This window comes from Ensifer sp. 1H6, from assembly GCF_001976035.1.
Classification (GTDB): Bacteria; Pseudomonadota; Alphaproteobacteria; order Rhizobiales; family Rhizobiaceae; genus Ensifer; species Ensifer canadensis.
In genome coordinates, this window is the sequence record NZ_MOAI01000005.1 from 1 (window position 1) to 23,613 (window position 23,613).

Below are 23,613 nucleotides of genomic sequence, written 5' to 3' on the forward strand. Positions count from 1 at the left end.
AGCGGAATGAGGATGATCAGCACCAGCCAGAATAGCGTGACGCCGAGCGCCAGACCGAACCCCGGAAGCACGCTCGGCTGACGAAACCGCCAGCGCCTGTTGTGGCCATGCTCTCTCAAATCCAACTCACCTCTCATGCCCAAGGCAAAAAACCCAAGCGGTCCTCAATGATGCCCGCAATCCCCATGTGGGCCCACTGCACAATTTCCTCCTCAAATCGGAAACGGTTTTACGAGGAAATTTGCAGCAAGTTCAAAGCGCTACAGCGTCCCTTTACGCGTCATATTTGACGCGCGGCGCTGTAGCACGGGATCGGCCGGATCGAATGGTCCGGCCGATCTTCTCATGTCATGAACAGGGTCGATTATTGCCCCGGCTTGTAGATCTGGTCGAACACACCACCGTCGCCGAAGAACTTCGGTTGCGCTTCCTTCCAGCCGCCAAAGTCCTCGATCGTCACCAGCTTGAGATCACCGAAGCGAGCGACATCCTTGGGGTCGGCAGCCGCCGGCTTGAACGGGCGATAGTAATGCTTCGCAGCGATTTTCTGGCCGGCGTCGCTGTAGAGGTAACCGAGATAGGCCTCGGCGACCTTGCGCGTACCCTTGGCATCGACATTGCCGTCAACCAGCGCGACCGGCGGCTCGGCCTTGATCGAGATCGACGGCGTGATGATGTCGAAATTATCCGGGCCGAGTTCCTCGAGCGAAAGATAGGCTTCGTTTTCCCAGGCGAGCAGCACGTCGCCAAGGCCGCGCTGGACGAAGGTCGTGGTCGAGCCGCGCGCACCGGTATCGAGCACCGGCACATGCTTGAACAGATCGGTAACGAATGCCTGTGCCTTGGCATCGTCGCCGCCATTGGCCGCACGTGCGTAGGCCCAGGCTGCCAGGAAGTTCCAGCGCGCGCCGCCCGAGGTCTTCGGGTTCGGCGTGATCACCTGGATGTCGTCCTTGACGAGATCGCCCCAGTCCTTGATGCCTTTCGGGTTGCCCTTGCGCACCAGGAAGACGATCGTCGACGTGTAGGGTGCGCTGTTATTTTCGAACTTGGTCTTCCAGTCTGCCGGGATCTTTCCGGTTTCCTTGGCGATCGCGTCGATGTCCGCCTCAAGCGCCAGCGTCACGACGTCGGCCTGCAGTCCGTCGATCACGGAGCGGGCCTGCTTGCCGGAGCCGCCATGCGATGTCTGGATCGTCACGGTTTCGCCGGTGTCCGCCTTCCACTTTTCAGCGAAGGCAGCGTTGAAGTCCTTGTAAAGTTCACGTGTCGGGTCATAGGACACGTTCAGGATCGTCGTGTCGGCAAAAGCCACACTTGCAGCACCAAGCTGCAGGCCTCCGACTACAATTGCCAGTCCCACAATTCCGGTAATTCGTCCAAAGCCCATCTCGACCTCCATCGGTTACCAGATAAAACTATCAATTTAATTGACTGCTTCAACGCAAACTGATGATGCGGGAGGTGGCTATCGGGAAAAGTCCTATCGTTGTTGTGCCTTTTTAAGGAACGGTTTGCCCAACGCCCGTCTGGTCGCCGATCTCCTGTCAGTGGCGAACCGGGCGGAGAATAGCATGAGCCCTTTGACGCGCACATCAAAATTCCGGATGGGCTATGTGATCGGGCGGCCGTATGGACGCGGTTTGGGCACGGGACTGCTAGGGATGCGACCCTTCTGGGACGAAGCGGGGCCTAGGAAAACTCAGCCAAAGAACGGTTGCCGCAGCAACAAACCCGCTAGAGCACGTGGCCACGGGCGACGATCGGCCAGATGGCCTTCGGCTCGTCGCCCTCGACGATATGCACGGCGTCGACCATGTTGGTCACGACGCAGGCATGATTGGGAACGATGCGCAGCTGCTGCCCGACCGTCAGGCCGATCGGTCCGTCGGTCACAAGTCGGCCGTGTTCCTCCGAGAGCTGGTCTATGCGGATGTCGTCGCGGCCAAGCACATGGCCATAGCCGGTGAGGCCTAGGAGGTCGGCGGTCAGAACCTTGCTGCCCGCATCGATGATCGCACGGTGCTCAGAAGGCACCGAGACGACGGTCGCCAGTACGGTGAGGGCGCAGTCGTCCCAGGTTGCGACGCCGCGCGAAACGAGGGAGCGGTCGTTGTAGATATAGGTGCCGGGCCGATATTCGGATGCAATCGGCGCGCCGGCCGAATGCATCATGCTCGGCGTGCCGCCCGAGGTGATCGCAGGCACGGTCAGGCCGTCCGCCTCGATCAGGCGCTTGGCCTCGCTCATGAAGGCCTGAACCTTTGCCTCGCCGGCGATTGGCGGATAGGTCATCAGGCCGGCGAATTCGATACCCTTGGCATCATTGATCAGGCGGGCCAGACGGGCGGCTTCCACGGGCGAAGCGACGCCACAACGGTCCGCGCCGGTGTTGCATTCGACGAACACCCGAAGCGGCTTGCCCTTGGTCGAGAAGTGACGGGAAAGTCCATTGATGACCGTCTCGTTGTCGGCGACGACTGCCAGCGCGATGCGTCCATTAAGGCGCTCGAGCCGGTCGAGCTTGGGCGTTCCGAGAATGTTGTAGGTGATGAGGACATCGTTGATCCGCGCACTACCGTCCACCATCGCTTCAGCTTCGGTCACCTTCTGGCAGGTGATGCCGATGGCGCCGGCGTCGAGCTGCAGCTCGGCCATCTGCGGCAACTTGTGGGTCTTGATATGCGGCCGAACGCGGATGCCGTTGATGTCCGCGTAGTCCTGGAACGTGCGGATGTTGCGCTTGGCGATCTCGATATCGACCAGCACGGCGGGCGTTTCGATCGGCAGGGGCATCGCTCATCACTTCCTTTTGTCGGGCGCGGCACACGGGGAAGCTACATCATCCACCCTTGACAAGTTATGACCGTCGGCATTTCATACGTCAATCCATTATTCAGGATTGTAATACTGTATAATGGAATAATGACGGGAACCCAAAAATGGGAGAATGCAGATGATCAAGACAGTTCTCGCGGCTGCCGCCATCGCAGCCGCCTCCATTACCTTGCCGGCACAGGCGCAGCAGCCAGCGAGCAAACTCGACGAAATTCTCGCGCGCGGTCATCTCGTGCTCGGCACCGGCAGCACCAATGCACCGTGGCACTTCAAGAGCGCCGAAGACAAGCTGCAGGGCTTCGATGTCGACATGGGCCGGATCATCGCCAAGGCGCTGTTCGGCGACCCGGAAAAGATCGAATACGTCAACCAGTCATCAGACGCCCGTATCCCGAACATCACCACCAACAAGGTGGACATCACCTGCCAGTTCATGACGGTGACCGGCGAGCGCGCCCAGCAGATCGCCTTCACCATCCCCTATTATCGCGAAGGCGTCGGCCTGATGCTGAAGTCGGACGGCAAATATGCCGACTATGCGGCGCTGAAGGCGGCGGGTTCATCGGTGACCGTGTCGGTTCTGCAGAACGTCTATGCCGAGGCGATGGTTCATGCGGCATTGCCGGAAGCGACCGTCGATCAGTATGAATCTGTCGACCTCATCTATCAGGCGCTCGAATCCGGCCGGGCCGATACTGTGGCCACCGACCAGTCGTCGCTTGCCTGGTACATGACCCAGAACCCCGATCGCTACAAGGACGCCGGCTATGGCTGGAACCCGCAGACCTATGCCTGCGGCGTCAAGCGCGGGGATCAGGACTGGCTGAACTTCGTCAACACCGCGCTGCACGAAGCCATGACCGGGGTGGATTTCGATTTCTATGCGAAGTCGTTCAAGACCTGGTTCGGCAAGGACCTGACGCCGCCGCAGATCGGCTTTCCGGTCGAATTCAAGTAGGCGCTTCCGTTCGGTCGATCCCGTACTCGTGCGGGATCGACGCCTGTCCTGTCGGCATGGATGGCTGAAGACATGGGTTATCAGTTGAATTTCGCCGCAGTCTGGCGGTCTTTCGACCTTCTGCTCGAAGGTCTGGCTCTCAGTCTCGGCCTCGCCTTCGCGGCGATCCTCGCCGGTTGTCTCATCGGCCTCGTCACCGCCTTCGGGCTGGTGTCGAAGTCCATGGTTCTACGCAAGCCGGCCGGCTTCTATGTGACCGCGATCCGCAACACGCCGATCCTGGTGCTGGTGCTGTTCAGCTACTTTGCCCTGCCGCAGCTTGGCGTCAGGCTAGGTAAGATCGAGAGTTTCGTGCTGACGCTGGCGATCTATTCCGGCGCCTATCTCGCCGAGGTGTTCCGCGGCGGGTTGCTTTCCGTGCCTCCTGGCCAAAGGGAGGCGGGACTGGCGATCGGGCTCACGGAAATGCAGATCCGCACCTCGATTATCCTGCCGCTGATGCTGCGCAATGTACTTCCCTCGCTCGGCAGCACGATGATCTCCCTGTTCAAGGATACCTCGCTTGCAGCCGCGATCGCCGTTCCCGAACTGACCTTCGAGGCGCGCAAGATCAATGTCGAAAGCTTCCGGGTGATTGAGACGTGGATCGTCGCCAGCTGCCTCTATGTCGCCACCTGTTCGCTTCTCGCCGCATTGATGCGCGCGGTCGAGCGCCGACTTGCCGTGCCGAGGTGATCGCCATGGATCTTTCCGCATTCCTCGACCAGCTCTGGATCGCCCGCATCCCCCTTCTCAAGGGTCTCGGCGTATCGGTTTCCATTTCTTTCCTGTCCATCGTTGTCGGGACGGTGCTCGGCGTCTTCGTCGGTCTCGCCCTGACCTACGGCTACAAACCCGTGCGCTTCATCGTGCGCGGCTATACCGACTTCATCCGCGGCACGCCGGTACTGGTGCTGGTTCTCGCCAGCTACTACGTGCTCAGCACCATCGGCATTGATCTCGGGCCGTTCCAGGCCGGCATCCTTGCCCTTTCGGTTTTCTGCAGCTCGCATGTGGGTGAACTGGTCCGCGGCGCGCTTCAGGCGATCCCCAAGGGACAGACGGAGGCGGCCAAGGCGATCGGCCTGACATTCCCGCAGACTTTTGCCTATATCCTTGGTCCTCAGGCTTTGCGGCAGGCCTTGCCGGCCTGGGTGAATACCGCCGCCGAAATGGTCAAGGCTTCGACGCTGCTGTCGATCATCGGCGTCGCCGAGCTTTTGCTGCGCACGCAGGAGCTGATCTCGCGCACTTTCATGAGCCTCGAGTTCTATTTCTTCGCCGGCTTCCTCTATTTTGTCATCAACTACAGCATCGAGCGCTTCGGCCGTTACGTCGAGCGCAAGACAGCCGTCCCATCGTGAGGCACCGGATCCGATGACCCAGGCACTTCTTGAAATCCGCGACCTCCACAAGCGTTATGGCCCCGTCGAGGTGCTGAAGGGCGTCGATTGCACAATGGCGCAGGGCGAGGTCATTTCGATCATCGGCTCCAGCGGCTCGGGCAAGACGACGATGCTGCGCTGCATCAACATGCTGGAGGAGTTCCAGGGCGGGTCGATCCGCATTGACGGCCAGGAGATCGGCTATGACACCGTCGCCGGCGTCAGGCGGCGCAAGCGGGAAAAGGAAATCGCCCGCCAGCGGGCAATGACCGGCATGGCGTTCCAGCAGTTCAACCTCTTTCCGCACATGAGCGCGGCGAAGAACGTCATGCTCGGCCTTATCAAGGTGCGCGGCATGGGGCGGGACGAAGCACTGTCGGTGGCCGAGAAATGGCTCGACCGGGTGGGGTTGCTCTCGCACAGGGATCATTATCCCGGCCAGCTTTCGGGCGGTCAGCAGCAGCGCGTAGCGATCGCCCGGGCGATTGCCATGAACCCGAAGCTGATGCTGTTCGACGAGGTGACCTCTGCGCTCGATCCGGAGCTTGTCAACGAGGTGCTGCAGGTGATCAAGGGGCTGGCGGAGGACGGGATGAGCATGTTGCTCGTGACGCACGAGATGCGGTTTGCCTACGAGGTGTCTTCCCGGGTGATCTTCATGAACCAGGGGCGCATCGGCGAAGAGGGCAATCCGCGGGAGATGTTCCTGAAGCCGCAGACTGAGCGCCTGGCCGAATTCCTGAAAACCTCGTCGTTCAACTGATGCACAAATACCGTTGGCAGGGGCGGTCGTGGCATCCGGGCATGAGGGCCGCGGAACAGTGCTTGCGGCGCCTCCGCCGCAGGTCGACATATCGAACGTCACTTCGCCACTCGCTTTGGGTACGCGATAGGCGCCGGGACCGAGCGAGCCCCTTTCCGCATCAACCGGAAAGCAAGGACCGACCGGTTTCCGGGTCGAACAGATGCAAGGCGCCCTCGTCGAAAGCGAATGTTCGCTCCGCATCGATGGCCAGCTGCGTGCGCGGCGGCAGGCAGGCGGTGATGCGCTGGTCGCCGATGCGCGCCGTCACCACCAGTTCCGGGCCGGTCAGCTCGACAACCTCGACGCGCGCCGTCAGCCGCAGTGCATTGGACTCGGCTGTTGCCAGCCGCAGCGCCTCCGGGCGGATGCCGACCTTGACGCGTTGGCCATTCTGCACCTTGCCATGAAAACGCGCCGGCAGGGCGATCGGCTGGTCGCCGCCTTCCACGCGCAAACTGCTGTCTGATACTTCAGCCTCAAAAATGTTCATCGGCGGCGAGCCGACGAAGCCCGCGACATAAAGCGTGGCCGGGCGATCGTAGATCTCTTCCGGCGTGCCGAGCTGTTCGATGCGGCCGTCGCGCATGACGGCGATGCGCGTAGCAAGCGTCATCGCCTCGATCTGGTCATGGGTGACATAAACAACCGTCGTCTTCAGCAATTGGTGCAGGCGCTTCAGCTCGGTGCGCATCTCCATCCGCAGCTTGGCATCGAGGTTCGACAGCGGCTCGTCGAAGAGGAAAACCTGCGGGTTTCGCACGAGCGCCCGGCCGATGGCGACGCGCTGTCGCTGGCCGCCAGAGAGCTGGCTCGGCTTGCGCTCAAGCAGGTTTTCGATCTGCAGCAGCTTCGCTGTCTCAATGACCGCCTTTTCCCGTTCCGGCGCCGGAACTTTACGCATTTCGAGGCCGAAACCGATGTTGCGGGCAACGCTCATGTTTGGGTAGAGCGCATAGGATTGGAACACCATGGCGATGTCGCGATCCTTTGGGTGCATCCCGATGATCGACCGAGGCCCGATGCGGATATCGCCACCGCTCGGCTCGGCAAGGCCGGCGATGATATTGAGCAGGGTCGACTTGCCGCAGCCCGAAGAGCCGAGCAGCACGAGAAACTCGCCGCTTTCCAGCGCGATGTCGATGCCCTTCAGCGTTTCGACTTCGCCGTAGCGCTTGTGGATGTTGTGGATCTCAAGCGCGCTCATGCGATCGTCTCCTGAAGAAAGGCGGACAAGGGTTTTCCATAGCTGCGCGGCAGCGTCGAGATTGCCTCAGAGGCGATGGTGACGCCGGTGCGAAGGCAGTTTTCCAGCGGCATTCCGGCGGCAAGGGCTGCAAGGAACCCGGCGTTGAACACGTCGCCCGCGCCGATCGTGTCGATCACTTTGACCGTGGGCGCGACGATGGAGACGATGTCTCCGGTCGGGCCGAGGGCAAGGGCGCCGTTCGGCCCGCGCTTGACGACGACGATCGCGTCGGCCGGCATGTGGGACTTGAGCGCGCGCGCTGCCTCTGCCGCATCGACAAGGCCCGTCAGCGTCGTCGTCTCGACCTCGTTGAAGAGCGCGAGCCGACAGCGTTTCAGCCAGCCGATCGTCGCCGCGCAGTTGGCATCCGTCCAGCCGTCGAGCGGCCAGCCGGTGTCGAGTGCCACGGCGATGTCATGCGCCTCGGCCCAGTCGAAGACATCGTCATAGGCGGCGGTCAGCGCGTCGGTGAGGAAGGAGCCGGCAAGCAGCGCCAGACCGCCACGCAGGTGCTCGCCGTCGAGCATTGTCCGGATTTCGTCGAAATTTAAGAGCGGTAGGTGTCCACGGGTGGTGAAGAAGGTGCGCTCGCCGTCCGGATGGGTAATGCCGACCGACAGCGTCGTGCCGACGTTTTCGACCGGCCAGCCACTGGCCCGCTCGGCAAAGGCGTCTTTCAGCCAGGTGCCGAACTGGTCGTTACCGATGTTGGCGGCGATCGCATAATCGACACCGAGCGAATCCCAGGCAAGCGCGCTGTTGCCGGCGCAGCCGCCGACGCGCAGCTCATCGTGATCGACGATGACTTCGGTGCCGGCCTTTGGCCAGGGTGCGGCCGGCCCGAGGATCAGATCGACGTTGACGTTGCCGATGACGACAAGAGGACGCATGCTTCATTCGCTCCGGGTAATCTTGGTCGATCGGACCGGCGTTCCGGCATCGACGACACGCGCCTCGGCAAAGGCGATCATGAACAACTGCGCCACCGGCAGCATCGCAAAGATCGCGGCCATGCCGGCGGCCGGTTTGAAGGAAAGCGTGGTCACGCCAGCGATTGGTGCCTCGCCGGAGGCATCAAAGACGACAACCGGAGAACCGGCTTCGGCTGCGGAAACCGCCATGACGCTGACGAGGCCGGCAGTTGCATCGGCGGCGCGAAACAAGACGACGCCGACCGACGGGCCGAGCATTTCCATTGGCCCGTGCCGCAGCTGCCCGCCTTCGAGCGAGAAGCAGGGCAGCCGGGACAACTCGGTCAGACCGAGCCCGATCGCTTCGGCAAGTCCCTGAAGTTGGCGGCCGGACGTTACCACGGCGCGGACATCCGCAAGCGCTGCGAGCGCCGACGTTGTGTCGGGCGTCTGCGGTGCTTCGATCGCCTGCAGTGCCGCGGATGCGTCGTCTCCGAGGGCGGCAAGGATCGAGAGGTGCAGCGCGAAGCTGATCGTCAGGCTGCGTGTCGCGGCAAATGCCTTTTCGGTGCCACCGACCCCGACCAGCGATGGGGCGCTGCGGGCCAAGAAGGAACCCTCTTCGAGGGTCAGGCCGAAGGTGTCGCCGGTCGCCCCATTGGTCTCGGCGAACCAGCGCAGAACTTCCGCACTTTCACCGGACTGCGATGTGACGAGGATCGTCTTGCCTTCGATCGCCAGCGGCTGGCCCAGCTGTTCGGACAGCGGCAGCGCGATAGCATCGATGCCGTGGGCCCGGTAGAGCGGTTCGAGCGCGCGACCAACCGCATGCGAGCCGCCCATTCCGAGCAGTAGCAGCTTGCCGGTCGATCTGAGCGATGCAGCGATCCTGCCGGTGAGCGCCTGTGCGGCGTGGAACGAGGCGACGGCGTCTGAAGCCTGACGGGCCATTTCACGGTCGATTGCAATGAGCCCGGCCGGGCGGTTTCTGGTATCGCTCATGGTCATCCCTTGACGCCGCCACTGGTGAGCCCGGAGATCAGGGCTTTTTGCATGATGAGGCCGATCAGCACCGGAGGCAGGGCGGCTAGCACGCCGGCGGTCGCAATCAGTCCGTAGTCGGAAACGCGGCCGCCGGCGAGATCGGCGATGGCGACCGTCAGGGTTTTTGCGCGCAGGTCCGAGGTGAACAGCAGCGCATAGAAGAATTCGTCCCAGGCAAGCAGAAAGGCAAAGAGTGCCGAGGTCGCCATCACGGGGGCGGCGAGCGGCAGGGTGATCAGCCTGAGGATCTGATCCAGCCTGGCGCCGTCGATCATGGCAGCGCTCTCGATCTCCTTGGGAATGGAATCGAAGCCGGACTTCAGCAGCCAGGTGGTGAAGGGCGCAAGGATGGTGAGATAGACGAGTGCAAGGCCGAAGACCGAATTCAACAGGCCGAGAGTGGCAAGGCCCATATAGAGCGGCACCGCAAGCGCCACCGGCGGCAGCATGTAGGTGGCGATCACCGCGTAAAGCGACCAGGAGACGGTGGGCGTGCGCGACACGGCCCAGGCCGAGGGAATGGCAACGGCGATGGCGGCAAGCGTCGCCATGCCGGCGACCTTCAGGCTGTTGAAGAGCGAAGCGACGAAGGCCGCGCCGGCGGTGTTTTCGAGCGTGGTCAGCAGCAGCCCATAGCGCGACAGATCGATCTCATCAGGCCACCAGTTGAGCGGCTTTGCCGAAAGGTCGGCCGCAGACGAGATGCTCATGACGAAGAGCCACACAACAGGCGCCAGGATGACGGCCGTCAGCAACAGGGCGCAGGCGTAGATGAAGGCAGTGAACGGTGGGCTCTGGCGTTCCATCAGGTGGCTCCCGCGGCTTTGCGCACAAGTGCGGCATAGGCGACCGCAAGTACGGTCACCAGCAGTGTGACGATCAGCGCCAGCGAGGCGCCGGACCCTGCCCGCTGAAACGAGAAAGCTTCCTGATAGACGAGGATCGACAGCGTGCGCGTGCTGTTGGCCGGGCCGCCGCGTGTCATGACCCAGATGAGGTCGAAGACCTTGAAGGCTTCGATCGTGCGCAGCACCAGCGCCACGAGCAACGGGCCGGCGAGATAGGGCATGATGACATAGCGGAAGCGGTTGAACGGGCCTGCGCCATCGACGAGCGAGGCGGCCGTGATGTCGCGCGGCACCGCCTGGAGAGCTGCAAGCGCGATCAGGGCAACGAGCGGAAAGTTCTTCCAGCAGTCGGCGACGATCAGGGCTGTCAGCGCCGAGCCAGGCTCGCCGAGCCAGGAGCGATAGCTGTCGATCAGGCCGATCTGCGTCAGGGCCGCGTTCAGTGCACCATATTCCGGATTGTAGATCAGCCGCCACAGCGTCGCGTTGACGACCGTCGGCAGCGCCCAGGGCAGGATCATCAAGGCGCGCAATGCCGTGCGGCCGCGGAATTGCTGATTGAGCAGCAGGGCCGCCAGCACGCCGATCACCATTTCGGCGGTCACCGAGACAACCGCAAACCATGTGGTCGTGACCAAGGCCCGCAGGAAGTTCGAACCGCCGAGCACCTTGGCATAGTTGTCGAGGCCGACGAACTTGCCTTCGGTGCCGACGAGCTTTGCGTCAGTGAACGAAAGCCTGACGGTGTCGACCAACGGCCAACCGATGACAGCGATCATGACTGCGAGCAGCGGCAGCATCAGCAGCCACGCGCGTGTTGTTATCCAGGTACCGGACATGGGATGGAAACCTTTTAGGCCATCTACAGCGCCGCGCATCAGATATGACGCGCAAAGCACGCTGTAGCGCTTTAAACCTGCCGCATAATTCCTTAAGTCGATTCCGATTTAAGGAATTATGCCGTGGGCTCATGCTATTGCCGGTGAAACCGTTCCGGCAAGTCCCGGGCGGCAGGGCCACCCGGGAGGTCGAAGCCGTGGGATCAGAGACCGCTGTTTTCGGCGGCGGTCTTGAGTGCATCCTCGGCGGAGGCCTGTCCAAGCAACGCTTCCTGGATCGCCTGCTGCAGGGCTGTCGAAAGCTCCTGGTACTTCGGCGTCGTCGGGCGCGGATACATGGCGGCAAGGCCGAGCTTGGCGGCGGCGATCAGCTCTTCCTGGCCCTTGGTGACATTGGCGTCTTCATAGGACGAGGCCCAGATCGGCAGGCTCAGCTTGGCATAGGCATTCTGCGTCGGCTGCGATGTCATGTGGACGATGTACTTCCACGCTTCGTCCGGGTGCTTGCTGGTCGAGGTGATGCCGAGGCCCATCGACCCGTTGACGGCCGACACCTCGCTCTTGCCCGCAACACCCGGTGCCGGCACGACGCCGACCTTGCCGGCAACCTTGCTTTCCTTCGGGTCGTTGGCGAGGTTGTACATGTAGGTCCAGTTGAGCGCGAAGGCTGCTTCACCGTTCTGGAAGACCTTGCGAACGTCTTCCTCGAGGAATTCCTTCGAGTTCGGATTTGTCAGGCCCGAAGAATAGCTCGTGACCATGTAGTTGAGCGCGTCGAGACCGCCGCCGGACGTGAAGGCAGGCTTGCCGCCGTCGATGAACTTGCCGCCATAGGCGCTAACAAGCGTGGTGTAGTCGCAGATAGCGGCTTCGGCCTGCGACCAGCTCCAGGCGATAGGCGTTGCGAGCAACCCCTTGTCCTTGATGATCTTGGCCTGTTCCGTCAGTTCGTCCCAGGTTTTCGGCGGCGCCTTGATGCCGGCCTTCTCGAGGATTTCCTTGTTGTAGAACAGGTATTTGGTATCGAGGATCCACGGCATGCCGTAGCGCTTGGCGTCATATTCGACCGTGGTCCAGGCGCCCGGCAGCACGCCGGATTTCATCTCGTCGGTGATCCGGTCGGAGACATCGACCAGCACCTTGTTGGCGGCGTATTCGGCCGGCCAGATCACGTCGAAGAGCACGACGTCGTAACCGCCGCCGGAGCCTTGGGCCAGCACGGTCTTGTCATGCAAGCCTTCGTAAGGAACGAATTCGAGGTTCACCTTCACATCCGGGTTGGCCTTGGTGAAGGCCTCGGTCATCGCACGCACGTCGGCTTCGCTATAGGCCGCCTGCGCCATGAACAGCGCATTGAGTGTGGTTTCAGCATAGGCGTGGCCGGCAAAGGACAAGCCGAGCAAGGTTGCGCTGAGCAACGTGGTTTTAATGGATTTCAACATTCCTGCCTCCAATAACTGAGCGGTTCAGTTTTGCCGATACACCTCCCCGGTGCACCGAATATAAGAAATCCGCCCGCTTGCGGACGGCCGTCGACATATCTATCGGAGCGCTGGTGACGACCTTTGGCCATGACCTTCGTTCCCCTGGAGCTCTTTGCGGCTCTCAATTAAGTCAATTGTCTTGACTTATTTCTTGTTCAATATTCTAACAGTGTCAAGAGGGTTTTGAGGATGAATGATTTACGCCCGATCCGGGCAAAGAGCGGCACCAACCAGGAAGGGGCGAGCGCCCACAACCGTCGTGTCATGATCGACGCGTTGCGGTTGAACGGGCAGCTGTCCCGCGCCGATCTTGCCCGTGCGACGGCGCTGACGAAGCAGACGGTTTCAAACATCATCGAAGAGCTTGAGCGTGACGGGCTGGTTCAGTCGCTGGCAGTCGTTCGCAGCGGCCGGGGACAGCCGTCAACGCCCTATCGTCTGGTTGCCGAGGGCGCCTTCGCGATCGGCCTGCAGATCGACAGGCACGTCACACGCACCATCGCCGTCGACCTGGTGGGGACGGTCCTGGCGCGCCGGGAGGCCAACCTTCCGGCGGGCGGGCCGGCGACCGGCGTGAAAACCATTCTCGACCTGATCGAAAAGACCCGAAGCGACCTGGCGTCGATCGCGCCGCAATCGGAGGATCGCCTCGTCGGGCTCGGTGCGGCGATGCCCGGTCCCTTCGGTATCGACGCCGACGCTGACGATCCCTGGATGATGGCGGCGTGGCAGAATTTCCCGCTGCTCGAAACGCTTGCTGCAGGCACAGGTCTCGATGTCGGCCTGCAGAACGACTCGGCCGCTGCAGCGACGGCCGAGCGCCTGGTCGGCGCCGCCCATGGCGTCGATCACGCGATCTGCATCTATCTCGGCTACGGCCTTGGCGCGGGGCTGATCCTCAACGGCGAGCTTTATCGCGGTGCCAATGGCAATGCCGGCGAGATCGGCATGATTCTCAGCCTGCCGCGCGGTGCTGCCGAGCATGAGCGCACCCCGCTTGAATACCGCGCGTCGATCGCCTCTCTGTGCAAGCTACTCGCGCTCGATCCTGCCGATCCGGACCTCTATGCCCACATTGATGCGGCCGTGGAGAGTGAAGATATCAGGTTGCCCGGTTGGCTGGATGCGGCCGTCTACGAACTGCGCGCGGCTGTCCAGGCACTCGAAACCATCTTCGACCCGCAGACGGTGATCCTGTGCGGCGGGCTTCCGCCCGGCCTGGCGCGGCTGGTCACGGATGCGATGCAACCGCTGCTTCCGTCACTCGCCGATCGCCGTGATCGCAGTCTGCCGCGCCTGCAGGTCGGCTTCACCGATCCCTGGGCGGTCGCGATCGGCGCTGCCGCCGAGCCGATCAGCCGCACATTTGACCCGCGCTTTTCGGCAATCCTGAAGACCCGCGCCGCCGACCATTCCTGAGGCTGCGGCTTGCGGCGCGTCATCGGCGCCGATCAGGTCCCCGGCTCGTCAAGGCGTGCAAGTTCGGCATATTCGGCCGCGAGAAAGTCGAGCAGAGCCCTGACCGAGGGAAGCAGGCCGCGCCGCGATGGAAAGGCTGCGTGAATGATGCCTGATCGGGGCGCCCAGTCGGGCAGCACGTCGACCAGCGTTCCGTCCTTCAGGTCCTGCCTGACGACCATGGTCGGCAGCTGGGTGACGCCGACGCCTTTCAGGGCGGCGAGGCGCAGGGCCACCATATCTTCGGTGACAAGCCGCGGGTGATGGCGGACAATGGCATTGGCACCATCAGGACCGTCCAGACACCACTCATGCTCCTGCCGGTTGGAATTCCATGCCAGGCTCGGAAGGGCCGTGAGATCGGCGGGCTTCAGCGGTCGTGCATCCTGACCGAGCAGTCCGGGGCTGGCGACCAGGCGCTGCCCGCTTTCAGCCAGCCTCTTGATCACGAGATCGCTCTCCTCGAGCGGTGGAAAACGAACGCGGATGGCCACGTCTATGCCTTCGCGCAGCACATCCACTTGCCTATTGGTGCTTTCGAGCACCACCTCGACCTTCGGGCAGCCGGCCATGAAGCGGGCAATCATCTCGCCGACCTGGAAATAGAGGACCGAGGAGGGACAACTGACATGCACGACGCCCTGCGGTTCGGAGCGCATACGGTCGATCACCTCCTGCGCGGCTTCCGCCTCGACCAGCATCGCCACACAATGGCGATAGTACTCCCTGCCGATATCCGTCACGACGAAGTGGCGCGTCGAACGCTGAACAAGGCGGACGCCAAGCTGTTCTTCCAGCAAGCCGATGCGGCGGCTCAGCCGCGAACGCGGCATATTGAGCTTGCGCGCGGCCGCAGCAAAACCGTTCTGCTCGACGACATCGACGAAAAGCTTAAGATCGTTCAGGTCCTGCATGGCGGATGATTGTCCTATTGATAGGACACTATAGTCCGATTTGGCTGTCTACCGCCAGATTTGTCGCGAGAATATGTTCCTCCCAACGTCATCGCTTGCAAGGCGATGCACAAGGAGAAACACCAATGCGCAAGATACTCGGCATTTTTGGAAACGCCCGGCAGCACTGGGTTGGCGATGGTTTTCCGGTCCGTTCGCTGCTGTCCCATGACAGCGTCGGCGAACATGCAAGCCCGTTCCTGCTGCTCGACTATGCAGGCCCGACAGAATTTGCACCGGACAGCCGGCCGCGTGGCGTCGGCGTGCATCCGCATCGCGGCTTCGAGACGGTGACCATCGTCTATCGCGGCGAAGTGGATCATCGCGACTCGGCAGGCAATGGCGGCCATATCGGTCCCGGCGACGTGCAATGGATGACGGCCGGCGGCGGCATCCTGCACGAAGAATACCATTCCGACGCCTTCACCAAACAGGGCGGGACGCTGGAGATGGTCCAGCTCTGGGTCAACCTGCCGGCGCGCGCCAAATCCGCAAAGCCTGGTTACCAGACGCTGGTCAACGGCGACATTCCGACGGTGACGCTGCCGGAGGATGCCGGGACGTTGCGGGTGATCGCCGGCGCGTTCGACGGTCGCAATGGACCTGCGAAGACATTTACCCCGATCAATCTTTGGGACCTCCGCCTGAAACGGGGTGGCTCTCTTGCACTCGACCTGCCTGAGAGCCATTCGGTCGGCCTGGCGGTGCTACACGGCACCGTGCTGGTGAACGGCAGCGATCTGATCGGCGAAGCCCAGTTCGGCCTCCTCGGCCGCGAAGGCGGCGCCATTACGCTCGACGCCAGCTCCGATGCGACCGTTCTCGTCTTGAGCGGCGAGCCGATCGATGAACCCGTGGTCATGCACGGCCCCTTCGTGATGAACACGGTCGACGAAATCCGCCAGGCCTTCGCCGACTTCCAGAACGGGCGCTTCGGCGCTGTGTCCGAACCGGCACTTTGAGTTCTCGGGGGCTCGGAACTCCGCGCCGAGCCCATGACGGCCGATCAACGGCCAGAGCACGCGGACATGACGAAAGATGAAGGAGTCTTCACTATGGCAAAAACCTACAAGCGTCTTGACAAGGATCAGGCTGCGGTTCTGCTCGTCGACCACCAGGCGGGCCTGCTCTCGCTGGTCAGGGATATCGATCCCGACAAGTTCAAGAACAACGTCCTGGCACTCGCGGACCTCGCGAAATACTTCAAGCTGCCGACGGTTCTGACGACCAGCTTCGAGGATGGCCCGAACGGCCCGATCGTGCCGGAACTGAAGGAAATGTTCCCGGATGCACCGTTCATCCCCCGCCCCGGACAGATCAATGCCTGGGACAATGAAGACTTCGTCAAGGCGATCAAGGCCACCGGCAAGAAGCAGCTGATCATTGCCGGCGTCGTCACCGAGGTCTGCGTTGCATTCCCGGCCCTGTCCGCCCTCGAGGAAGGTTTTGACGTCTTCGTCGTCACTGACGCGTCAGGCACGTTCAACGAGATCACCCGCCATTCGGCCTGGGATCGCATGTCGCAGGCCGGTGCCCAGCTGATGACCTGGTTTGGTCTCGCCTGCGAGCTGCATCGCGATTGGCGCAACGACGTCGAGGGGCTGGGAACGCTGTTCTCCAACCATATCCCCGACTACCGCAACCTGATCAGCAGCTACACCACCACCAAGGCTTCCCGCTAATTGCGGTCTGGCAACAGGAGAATACCCATGACGAACGTCAACAATGTCGCCAACTTCAACGGCGCTCGCCCGGTCATCGATCCCGATGATGCGGTCATGCTTCTGATCGATCACCAGAGCGGGCTGTTCCAGACCGTCAACGACATGCCGATGCCGAAGCTGCGCGCCCATGCGGCAGCCCTTGCCAGCATGGCGACGCTGACGAAGATGCCTGTGATCACCACGGCGTCGGTGCCGCAGGGGCCGAACGGTCCGTTGATCCCGGAAATCCATGCGAATGCGCCGCATGCCACGTACATTGCGCGTCGCGGCGAGATCAACGCCTGGGACAATCCGGACTTCGTGGCCGCCGTAAAGGCGACGGGCCGCAAGACGCTGATCATTGCCGGCACCATCACCAGCGTCTGCATGGCATTCCCGGCCATCAGCGCCGTCCATGAAGGCTACAAGGTCTTCGCCGTCGTCGATGCTTCGGGTACCTACTCGAAAATGGCGCAGGAGATCACGCTTGCCCGCGTCGTCCAGGCGGGCGTTGTCCCGATGGACACGGCGGCCGTCGCATCCGAGCTGCAGCGCACCTGGCATCGTGACGACGCGCAGCAATGGGCCGAGATCTACACCAAGATCTTCCCGGAATATCAGTTGCTGATCGAAAGCTACCTGAAGGCACAGCAGGTCGAGAAAGAGCACGAGCAATTGGATTCAGCCCGCGGCTGAACCAGCACGCACTGAGAAAACGTCGCCGGCGGGAAAATCCCTGCCGGCGACATCTGTCGTTATTTCAGGTCGATCTGCAGTACCGTCTGCAGCAGGACGTCGGTACCGCGCGCGCATTCCTCAGGCGAGGAATATTCCGCCTCGTTGTGCGACAGCCCGTCCTTGGAAGGCACGAAGATCATGGCCGTCGGGCAGATGCCGGCGATATGGGCTGCATCGTGACCGGCACCGGAGACCACTTCGGTTGCGGAATAGCTGAGTGCCTCGGCGCTGGCACGCACTGCATCGACGATATCGGGATCGAAGACAACCGGCTGCTTCGACCAGATGTGTTTGAGCCCGATCTCGGCATCGATCGCTGCGACAGCCTGCTCCAGCGCGGCCTGCATTTGGTTCAGGCCTGCTTCCGAAGGGTGACGCATATCGATCTGCAATTGCACTGTGCCCGGCACGACATTGCGGGAATTGGGGCCGACCGTGGCAAAGCCTGTTGTCCCGACACCGGGCGAATGACGGCGGGCGATGTCGCGCACGGCAAGCACGATCTCTGAGGCCGCGACCAGCGCGTCGTCGCGCTGCGCCATCGGGGTGCTGCCCGAATGCGCCTCCGTCCCGGTAATGGAGACGTCGAACCAGCGCACGCCCTGCACGCCTGTGACGATGCCGATTTCCGTCGCCGCCGCTTCCAGGAGCGGGCCCTGCTCGATGTGGAGTTCGACATAGGCGGCAAAGCCCACATGTCCGACAGGGATTTCGCCGCGATAGCCGATCGTTTCGAGCGCCGTCTTCACGGTCGTCCCGTCCCGGTCAGTCAGGGCCTCGATCGCTTCCAGGCAGGATGCGCCGGAAAAGACGCCGGACCCCATCATCGCCGGCGAGAAGCGCGAGCCTTCCTCGTTCGTCCAGTTGACGACGGTCAGGCCATGCCGCAGCACTGTGCCGGTCTCCTTCAGCGTGCGGATCAGTTCAACCCCGGCAAGAACGCCGAGGACGCCATCGAACCTGCCGCCCTGCGGCTGGGTATCAAGGTGGCTGCCGACGGCGATAGGCGGCAGTGATGGATCTTCGCCGGGGTAGGTGGCGAAGATATTGCCGATCCCGTCGACGTCGATCGTGCAACCAAGCGAGCGGCATTCGCCGACGAACCAGTCGCGGACCTGCCGGTCCTCTTCCGTCAGTGTCAGCCGGGTGACGCCGCCCTTGTCGGTGCCACCGAAGCGAGCGGTCGTGACGATATCAGCCCATAGCCGGTCGCCGTTGATCCGCGGCATGTTGGTGCCGGCGGCCGGGGTTTTGCTTGGCTGTCCCGCCGTGGTCATTTCTGCTCTCCGGTTGCTTCAGCATTCAGGCGGTAGCGGAAATCGCAATGGGACGCGCCCTGCATCACCGTTTGCGTGCGCTCGAGCGTGATGCGCGGATCGTAGCCGGTGCAGAACACGCCGTCGCGGTTGCAGGAAAGCAGGTGGCCGATATGGCCGAGCCCCATCTCGCGATAGGTCTCGGCGTAGCGACAGCGCTTGACGTTGTAGTGGAATTCGTCGTCGGTCGCCTTCGTCACCTCGATCGTCAGGGCATCATCCTGCGTCCAGAGATCCTGCAACTCCTGGAATGTCCGCAGGTTGGTACCGCCAGGCGTTTTCGCCGCAAACGCCTTGCCGGCCTCGATCGCGGCGCGGCTGACGGCCTTGTCGAGAATAGCCTGGGCGCGCTCCTCGCCGATCTCTTCGCGCATTGCCTCATAGATCGGCGCGATAATGCCCGCCTCTATGCGTCGCCGTGCGAGAATGCCCAACTCGCCTTCCATCGCGGCGCGTGATGTCGCCGCGTCCCCGGTCTTGTCCTCGTTTGTCATGAAGATACCCTGCCTCCCTGTCCAACAGATGGTTGGTTCGATTGAGCGACAGAGTATACCGTGACCGCGGAGACAGGGTTGCAAATCCGTCCCATTCACAAGGGCTGTTGCGCAAATATTTCGCGCCCAGCTGCATTTCTCGCGGAATTATTCTTGGTCGGTTGCGGTTGGCAGCGCGGCTTGCAGGTGCCGACGCAGGGCTTGGAGCCGCATCGATCACCTCAGCCAATCGGTCATCGCTGACTGTTTGAAACGAACCATTTGTAATAGGGATTGGCCGGCTCGACCTGCATCAGCAGCTCCATGTCGCGAGCCCATTCGGCGCGGTAGCCGGCATAGGCATTGAGCGAGGCCTGGTAGAAGAGCAGCAGCCGGTTGTGCGCCTCGGCAATCGATGCTTTCGCTGCGGGGTCGGCGGCAAGGAGCGGGAGTTCCGTCCGCAGGGCGATCAGCGCCGGAAGGGTGCGCTGCAACTCGTCGGGGCGCACCCAGCTTGCATATTCGATCCGAGGCTGGTCGTCGGTCACCGGAAGTGCAGAACCCGCGTAACGTTCCAGCCCCGTGCGGTCCATCATCCAGGTCGCCAGCAGATCCGCGGGGCTGGAAATGCCGACCTCGCCGAGGGCTGCGGCAATCGAGCGCTCTTTCATCCGGTCGGCAATTCGTGTCGCGTCGAGCTGTTGCGGTTCGAGCGAGCCGATGAGCAGCATCTCGTGCAGTTCCGTCGACCAGAGCGTAGCTTCGGGGAAGGTGTCGAGGAAGCTCCTGACGAGGGAGCGGGTGTCTTCGTCGTTCTGGGTTGCGATCGGCAGCCATTGCGCGACCATGCCATTCTCAGCCAGGCGGTCGCGCGCGAGGCGGTAGAAGTCCGACGAGTAGAGATTGACGACGCCGGCCGCCGATGGCGGCGGCGGCTCCAGGGTGATGAGGTCGTAGCGTTCCTGGCTGCGCAGCAGTTCGCGGCGCCCGTCGCGCAGCCGGACCTCAAGTCGGGCATCCTTGGCTGCGTCATAATTGCCCTTGAACAGGCTTGTTGCACGCGCAACGGAGGGCAATAGCTCCGCTGCCACGCGGCGTTCCAGCCCGGGATAGGCGAGCAGCGAGCCGGCGGTAATGCCGGTTCCAAGCCCGATCACCAGCGCCGACTTCGGTTCGCCCTTGTGGATGAGGAGCGGCAACAAAGCCTGCAGCCGCATGTAGCGCAGCGACGGCATGGCATCGCCGGTGTTGGAAACACCCTGGATATAGAGCCGGCGGAAGCGGCGGTCGGCTTGCCCCTGCTCGATAACCGCGACCGTGGCGCCGAGGCCCTCTTCGTAGGAAATGATTCTACCGTCGCTGCGCGACTTCGTCAGCAGAGTGGCGAGCCGGTCCGATGGCACGAGGACCGCAAGCAAAAGCGTGAGGGCGCCGAGCACGGGCACGACCAGGCGAGAGCCGGCAAGCACGCTGCCTTTGCCCCTGAAGATTGCGACAAGGCCGATCACGGCGGCGACGACCGCCAATATGGCAAAGCTGCGGATGATGCCGAGTGCCGGGATCAGCAGAAAGCCCGTGACCAGGGTTCCTGCGATGCCGCCGAGCGTGTTGAACGCCAGCACACGGCCGGTATCGCGCCCGACATGGGCGGGGTTGACCGCAAGGCGCAACGCGACTGGAAAGGCAGCACCGAGGATCAGCGTCGGAACGAAAACGATGCTCAGCGCCGCCACGACAAACCGCGCGCTCATGCCGGCAAAGATGCTGCCCGTCATGGCTGCGACCGTAGCTTCGGCATTCGTCTGCCAGGCGGTGAGCCAGGTGCCGAGCACAGCCAGTTCGAAAAGGGCGACGAGGCCGGCGGCGGTAATCAGCAGGCCGAACGCGGTCCAGGGATCGGCAAGCCGATCGGTCCGCCGCGCAAAGAGTGCTGCGCCCAGCGCAAGGCCGGCAAGGTAGGTGGCAAGCACAACGGAGAAGGCAAAGGAGCGGGTGGAGATAAATTGCACGATCGCCTGCGACCAGGCGACCTCGTAGCCGAGCGCGACGCCGCCGGCGAGCGCGTAGAGAACAAGCGCCAGGCGAGACCCACCTTCGCCAGTGGACGATGCCGGCGATGCGTCCGGCGCGGAGACGGCGAAAGCCGAACTGCGCAAGAAGCCGATAGCAGCGGCGGTTAGCCCGAGAGCGGCGGCGGCAAGGCCGGTGGCCTGGACCCCAAGCGCTGGAATGATGACGAAGGAGACGGCGAGGCAGCCGACGATCGCGCCAAGCGTATTGGCAGCGTAGAGGCGTCCGCCTTTGGTCCCGATCCCGCCGGGAGCCGACTGCAGGCCGCGCAGAAGAACAGGCAGCGTGCCGCCCATCAGAAAGGCTGGTGTGGCGACGAGCAGGATCAGCATCCCCCACGCGACAACAGGCAAGCTCGACTCGATCGAGACGAAGAGAGGCGCGATCCGCGCCAGTGCAAATGTGGCGACAACGCCGAGCAGGGCGACGCCGGTCTCAAGCAGCGCATAGAGGCGCAAGGGACGGTGGGCACGATCACCGAAGCGACCAATGGCGAAGCTGCCGAGGGCAAGGCCGAGAAAGAAGGCGCTGACGCCGGCGCTGACCGCATGGACATCGACACCGGTGACGAGCGAGAGTTGCTTGATCCAGAGAACCTGAAAGATCAGCGCGGCCGCGCCGGAAAGGAAAAGCATGAACCCGGCCACTGCGGGGCTGATGGCAAAGGCCCGTTGCTGCATGCCCTGTCTCTCGTTAGCCCCGTCGACATCGACCGAGCGTACGGGCGCGGAACTCTTTGCGGTCAATCCGGCTCACCATAGATTCTAAATGCAAAGAAAGAAAAGGCGGCGCTCGGGTGAGCGCCGCCTTCGTCAGCTTATTGGGCGGCCGGGGCCTTTTTCATGATTTCGTCGATCTTGGCATGCACGCCTTCCTCGACCTGGTCGACCGAGAAGCTCGCTGGCTTCTGGCTCGGCGGATACTCGATGAAGGTTTCCAGGAAGGTTGCGGCCTTCATGGTGGCTATCCCTGCAAGATAGACGTTCTTCGTCCTCCAGTCGTCGTACTGGTCGGAGACGATGTCGGCCCGCTCATAGGGGTCCATGCGCAGGTTGAAGATCTTCGGCACACGCAGGCAGGTGAACGGATCCTGCCAGACGTCGAAGCCACCGGGCTTGCGCATTTCGCAGAAGACCGCTTTCCAGTTGTCCCAGCGAATGGCCACGAGCTTGGCGTCGTCGTTGAAGTAGAAGAACTCGTTGCGCGCGCCCTTCGGCTGCTCGCCTAGAAGGTAGGGAAGCTGGTTGTAGCCGTCGAGGTGAACCTTGAAGTCCTTGTCGCCGAGCTTGGTGCCCGTCAACAGCCGGTCCTTGACGTCCTTGTCACCGGCAGCGGCAAGCAAGGTCGGGAACCAGTCGAGACCGGAAACCATCTCGTTGGAAACACCGGGCTTGATCTTGCCCGGCCAGCGCACCATCGCCGGCACGCGGAAGGCGCCTTCCCAGTTGGTGTCCTTCTCGCTGCGGAACGGGGTTGTCGCCGCGTCCGGCCAGGAGAACTGATTGGGCCCGTTGTCGGTGGCGTAAACGACGATGGTGTTCTCGGCGATCTTCAGGTCGTCGAGTGCCTTCAACAGCTTGCCGACATCGTTGTCGTGCTCGATCATGCCGTCGGCATAGTCGTTGCCCGGCATGCCGCTCTGTCCCTTATATTCCGGCCGGATATGGGTGAACAGATGCATGCGCGTCGTGTTCATCCAGGTGAAGAAGGGCTTGCCTTCCTTGACCTGCTTTTCCATGAAGCCGATGGCTGCTGCCGTGGTCTCGTCGTCGATCGTTTCCATGCGCTTGGTGTTGAGTGCGCCGGTATCCTCAATCTTGCCGTCGGCGAACGAATGCAGCACGCCGCGGGGCGTGGCCGCCTTGACGAAAGGATCATTGGGATCCTTCGGCCAGTAGGGGCGCTCCGGCTCTTCCTCGGCATTGAGGTGATAGAGGTTGCCGAAGAATTCGTCGAAACCGTGCGCTGTCGGGAGGAAACGATCCTGGTCGCCCAGGTGGTTCTTGCCGAACTGGCCCGTCGCATAGCCGAGCGGCTTCAGCGCCTGGGCGATCGTTACGTCTCGGTCCTGGATGCCGACGGGCGCTCCGGGAACGCCGACCTTCGACATGCCGGTACGAAGCACCGACTGGCCGGTGATGAAAGTGGAGCGGCCGGCGGTGCAGCTGTTCTCGGCGTAGTAGTCCGTAAACATCATGCCTTCAGAGGCAAGCCGGTCGATATTGGGCGTCTTGTAGCCCATGACACCCATGGAATAGGCGCTGATGTTGGTCTGGCCGATATCGTCGCCGAAGATGACGAGGATATTGGGCTTGGCCGCATCCTGGGCCATTGCTGGCATTACCGATGCCGATAGCGTCGACATCAGCACGGTGCCCGCAAGCGCAAGCGCTTTCGGCTTGATGGACCTTCGAACTGCTGAAGCAGCCAGCAGTCCGATGGCATTCTTCATATCAATGGGCATCTCATGTCTCCTCGAGGCACGATGGATTGCTTTTAGTCAGG

General features: G+C 62.5%; 21 protein-coding genes. 8 read left to right on the forward strand and 13 right to left on the reverse strand.

Annotation, left to right across the window (positions count from 1 at the left end; genetic code table 11):
* Window positions 1-364: 364 nt before the first annotated feature.
* A complete protein-coding gene (locus tag BKP54_RS07385; RefSeq protein WP_025428469.1) occupies window positions 365-1,390 on the reverse strand; it encodes a sulfate ABC transporter substrate-binding protein in 1,026 nt (341 codons plus the stop codon).
* 347 nt (window positions 1,391-1,737) lie between these two features.
* Window positions 1,738-2,796: a D-TA family PLP-dependent enzyme gene (locus BKP54_RS07390; protein ID WP_057211367.1), complete on the reverse strand. Its 1,059-nt coding sequence runs from the start codon at window positions 2,794-2,796 to the stop codon at window positions 1,738-1,740.
* Window positions 2,797-2,956: 160 nt separating this feature from the next.
* Between BKP54_RS07390 and BKP54_RS07395 the strand changes: the two genes are divergently transcribed.
* The 4 genes from BKP54_RS07395 to BKP54_RS07410 all read left to right on the forward strand — a co-directional run bounded on the left by BKP54_RS07395 (window position 2,957) and on the right by BKP54_RS07410 (window position 5,983).
* Entirely contained in the window at window positions 2,957-3,796 is an 840-nt protein-coding gene (locus tag BKP54_RS07395; protein WP_025428471.1) for a transporter substrate-binding domain-containing protein, read from the forward strand.
* Window positions 3,797-3,868: 72 nt separating this feature from the next.
* Entirely contained in the window at window positions 3,869-4,531 is a 663-nt protein-coding gene (locus BKP54_RS07400) for an amino acid ABC transporter permease (RefSeq protein WP_025428472.1), read from the forward strand.
* Between the two features lie 5 nt (window positions 4,532-4,536).
* Window positions 4,537-5,199 carry an amino acid ABC transporter permease gene (locus tag BKP54_RS07405; RefSeq protein WP_057211365.1) on the forward strand — a complete coding sequence of 221 codons (663 nt, stop codon included), beginning with the start codon at window positions 4,537-4,539 and terminating at the stop codon, window positions 5,197-5,199.
* A gap of 13 nt (window positions 5,200-5,212) precedes the next feature.
* On the forward strand, window positions 5,213-5,983 hold the full coding sequence (locus BKP54_RS07410; RefSeq protein ID WP_057211363.1) for an amino acid ABC transporter ATP-binding protein: 771 nt from the start codon (window positions 5,213-5,215) through the stop codon (window positions 5,981-5,983).
* A 160-nt stretch (window positions 5,984-6,143) separates the two neighbouring features.
* On the opposite strand, the gene ugpC is transcribed toward BKP54_RS07410, so the two are convergent.
* The 6 genes from ugpC to BKP54_RS07440 all read right to left on the reverse strand — a co-directional run bounded on the left by ugpC (window position 6,144) and on the right by BKP54_RS07440 (window position 12,355).
* On the reverse strand, window positions 6,144-7,229 hold the full coding sequence (ugpC, locus tag BKP54_RS07415; protein WP_025428474.1) for a sn-glycerol-3-phosphate ABC transporter ATP-binding protein UgpC: 1,086 nt from the start codon (window positions 7,227-7,229) through the stop codon (window positions 6,144-6,146).
* On the reverse strand, window positions 7,226-8,161 hold the full coding sequence (locus BKP54_RS07420; protein WP_025428475.1) for a carbohydrate kinase family protein: 936 nt from the start codon (window positions 8,159-8,161) through the stop codon (window positions 7,226-7,228). Before BKP54_RS07420 ends, ugpC begins: the two co-directional genes overlap by 4 nt.
* Before the next feature lie 3 nt (window positions 8,162-8,164).
* Window positions 8,165-9,190, reverse strand: coding sequence for an aminotransferase (locus BKP54_RS07425; protein ID WP_025428476.1), 1,026 nt, complete (start codon window positions 9,188-9,190; stop codon window positions 8,165-8,167).
* A complete protein-coding gene (locus tag BKP54_RS07430; protein ID WP_084814327.1) occupies window positions 9,187-10,032 on the reverse strand; it encodes a carbohydrate ABC transporter permease in 846 nt (281 codons plus the stop codon). The genes BKP54_RS07425 and BKP54_RS07430 overlap by 4 nt, the downstream gene beginning before the upstream one ends.
* Window positions 10,032-10,913 (reverse strand): sugar ABC transporter permease, encoded by an 882-nt coding sequence (locus tag BKP54_RS07435; RefSeq protein WP_084814328.1) that lies wholly within the window; start codon window positions 10,911-10,913, stop codon window positions 10,032-10,034. The genes BKP54_RS07430 and BKP54_RS07435 overlap by 1 nt, the downstream gene beginning before the upstream one ends.
* Window positions 10,914-11,116: 203 nt before the next feature.
* Window positions 11,117-12,355, reverse strand: a complete 1,239-nt coding sequence (locus BKP54_RS07440; RefSeq protein WP_025428479.1) for an extracellular solute-binding protein — start codon at window positions 12,353-12,355, stop codon at window positions 11,117-11,119.
* A 231-nt stretch (window positions 12,356-12,586) separates the two neighbouring features.
* Here BKP54_RS07440 and BKP54_RS07445 point away from each other — a divergent pair, with 231 nt between their 5' ends.
* Window positions 12,587-13,816 (forward strand): ROK family transcriptional regulator, encoded by a 1,230-nt coding sequence (locus tag BKP54_RS07445; protein ID WP_025428480.1) that lies wholly within the window; start codon window positions 12,587-12,589, stop codon window positions 13,814-13,816.
* A 32-nt stretch (window positions 13,817-13,848) separates the two neighbouring features.
* Here BKP54_RS07445 and BKP54_RS07450 read toward each other — a convergent pair whose 3' ends face one another.
* On the reverse strand, window positions 13,849-14,769 hold the full coding sequence (locus tag BKP54_RS07450) for a LysR family transcriptional regulator (protein WP_057211361.1): 921 nt from the start codon (window positions 14,767-14,769) through the stop codon (window positions 13,849-13,851).
* Between the two features lie 125 nt (window positions 14,770-14,894).
* On the opposite strand from BKP54_RS07450, the gene BKP54_RS07455 reads away from it, so the two are divergent.
* The 3 genes from BKP54_RS07455 (at window position 14,895) to BKP54_RS07465 (ending at window position 17,207) form a co-directional block, all read left to right on the forward strand.
* Entirely contained in the window at window positions 14,895-15,770 is an 876-nt protein-coding gene (locus BKP54_RS07455; protein WP_057211359.1) for a pirin family protein, read from the forward strand.
* A 93-nt stretch (window positions 15,771-15,863) separates the two neighbouring features.
* The gene (gene ycaC / locus BKP54_RS07460; protein ID WP_025428483.1) at window positions 15,864-16,490 is read left to right on the forward strand and encodes an isochorismate family cysteine hydrolase YcaC; all 627 of its coding nucleotides are present in this window, start codon (window positions 15,864-15,866) and stop codon (window positions 16,488-16,490) included.
* A 27-nt stretch (window positions 16,491-16,517) separates the two neighbouring features.
* Window positions 16,518-17,207 carry an isochorismatase family protein gene (locus BKP54_RS07465; protein WP_025428484.1) on the forward strand — a complete coding sequence of 230 codons (690 nt, stop codon included), beginning with the start codon at window positions 16,518-16,520 and terminating at the stop codon, window positions 17,205-17,207.
* A gap of 59 nt (window positions 17,208-17,266) precedes the next feature.
* On the opposite strand, the gene BKP54_RS07470 is transcribed toward BKP54_RS07465, so the two are convergent.
* The 4 genes from BKP54_RS07470 to BKP54_RS07485 all read right to left on the reverse strand — a co-directional run bounded on the left by BKP54_RS07470 (window position 17,267) and on the right by BKP54_RS07485 (window position 23,473).
* Entirely contained in the window at window positions 17,267-18,526 is a 1,260-nt protein-coding gene (locus tag BKP54_RS07470; RefSeq protein WP_038577813.1) for a Zn-dependent hydrolase, read from the reverse strand.
* A complete protein-coding gene (locus BKP54_RS07475) occupies window positions 18,523-19,059 on the reverse strand; it encodes an L-2-amino-thiazoline-4-carboxylic acid hydrolase (protein ID WP_025428485.1) in 537 nt (178 codons plus the stop codon). The genes BKP54_RS07470 and BKP54_RS07475 overlap by 4 nt, the downstream gene beginning before the upstream one ends.
* Window positions 19,060-19,292: 233 nt before the next feature.
* Window positions 19,293-21,788, reverse strand: a complete 2,496-nt coding sequence (locus BKP54_RS07480) for a fused MFS/spermidine synthase (RefSeq protein WP_084814329.1) — start codon at window positions 21,786-21,788, stop codon at window positions 19,293-19,295.
* Window positions 21,789-21,925: 137 nt separating this feature from the next.
* Complete coding sequence (locus BKP54_RS07485; RefSeq protein WP_051509278.1) at window positions 21,926-23,473, reverse strand: arylsulfatase; 1,548 nt, start codon at window positions 23,471-23,473, stop codon at window positions 21,926-21,928.
* Between the last annotated feature and the right edge of the window lie 140 nt (window positions 23,474-23,613).

Excerpts from the sequence above, each read along its gene's own strand:
- BKP54_RS07435 (WP_084814328.1), bottom strand. The coding sequence starts at position 10,913 with ATGTCCGGTACCTGGATAACAACACGCGCGTGGCTGCTGATGCTGCCG.
- BKP54_RS07405 (WP_057211365.1), top strand. The coding sequence starts at position 4,537 with ATGGATCTTTCCGCATTCCTCGACCAGCTCTGGATCGCCCGCATCCCC.
- BKP54_RS07440 (WP_025428479.1), bottom strand. The coding sequence starts at position 12,355 with ATGTTGAAATCCATTAAAACCACGTTGCTCAGCGCAACCTTGCTCGGC.
- BKP54_RS07485 (WP_051509278.1), bottom strand. The coding sequence starts at position 23,473 with ATGTCGACGCTATCGGCATCGGTAATGCCAGCAATGGCCCAGGATGCG.
- BKP54_RS07420 (WP_025428475.1), bottom strand. The coding sequence starts at position 8,161 with ATGCGTCCTCTTGTCGTCATCGGCAACGTCAACGTCGATCTGATCCTC.
- BKP54_RS07455 (WP_057211359.1), top strand. The coding sequence starts at position 14,895 with ATGCGCAAGATACTCGGCATTTTTGGAAACGCCCGGCAGCACTGGGTT.
- BKP54_RS07470 (WP_038577813.1), bottom strand. The coding sequence starts at position 18,526 with ATGACCACGGCGGGACAGCCAAGCAAAACCCCGGCCGCCGGCACCAAC.
- BKP54_RS07430 (WP_084814327.1), bottom strand. The coding sequence starts at position 10,032 with ATGGAACGCCAGAGCCCACCGTTCACTGCCTTCATCTACGCCTGCGCC.
- BKP54_RS07395 (WP_025428471.1), top strand. The coding sequence starts at position 2,957 with ATGATCAAGACAGTTCTCGCGGCTGCCGCCATCGCAGCCGCCTCCATT.
- BKP54_RS07400 (WP_025428472.1), top strand. The coding sequence starts at position 3,869 with ATGGGTTATCAGTTGAATTTCGCCGCAGTCTGGCGGTCTTTCGACCTT.
- BKP54_RS07390 (WP_057211367.1), bottom strand. The coding sequence starts at position 2,796 with ATGCCCCTGCCGATCGAAACGCCCGCCGTGCTGGTCGATATCGAGATC.
- BKP54_RS07465 (WP_025428484.1), top strand. The coding sequence starts at position 16,518 with ATGACGAACGTCAACAATGTCGCCAACTTCAACGGCGCTCGCCCGGTC.
- BKP54_RS07425 (WP_025428476.1), bottom strand. The coding sequence starts at position 9,190 with ATGACCATGAGCGATACCAGAAACCGCCCGGCCGGGCTCATTGCAATC.
- ugpC (WP_025428474.1), bottom strand. The coding sequence starts at position 7,229 with ATGAGCGCGCTTGAGATCCACAACATCCACAAGCGCTACGGCGAAGTC.
- BKP54_RS07385 (WP_025428469.1), bottom strand. The coding sequence starts at position 1,390 with ATGGGCTTTGGACGAATTACCGGAATTGTGGGACTGGCAATTGTAGTC.
- BKP54_RS07480 (WP_084814329.1), bottom strand. The coding sequence starts at position 21,788 with ATGCAGCAACGGGCCTTTGCCATCAGCCCCGCAGTGGCCGGGTTCATG.
- ycaC (WP_025428483.1), top strand. The coding sequence starts at position 15,864 with ATGGCAAAAACCTACAAGCGTCTTGACAAGGATCAGGCTGCGGTTCTG.
- BKP54_RS07410 (WP_057211363.1), top strand. The coding sequence starts at position 5,213 with ATGACCCAGGCACTTCTTGAAATCCGCGACCTCCACAAGCGTTATGGC.
- BKP54_RS07445 (WP_025428480.1), top strand. The coding sequence starts at position 12,587 with ATGAATGATTTACGCCCGATCCGGGCAAAGAGCGGCACCAACCAGGAA.
- BKP54_RS07475 (WP_025428485.1), bottom strand. The coding sequence starts at position 19,059 with ATGACAAACGAGGACAAGACCGGGGACGCGGCGACATCACGCGCCGCG.
- BKP54_RS07450 (WP_057211361.1), bottom strand. The coding sequence starts at position 14,769 with ATGCAGGACCTGAACGATCTTAAGCTTTTCGTCGATGTCGTCGAGCAG.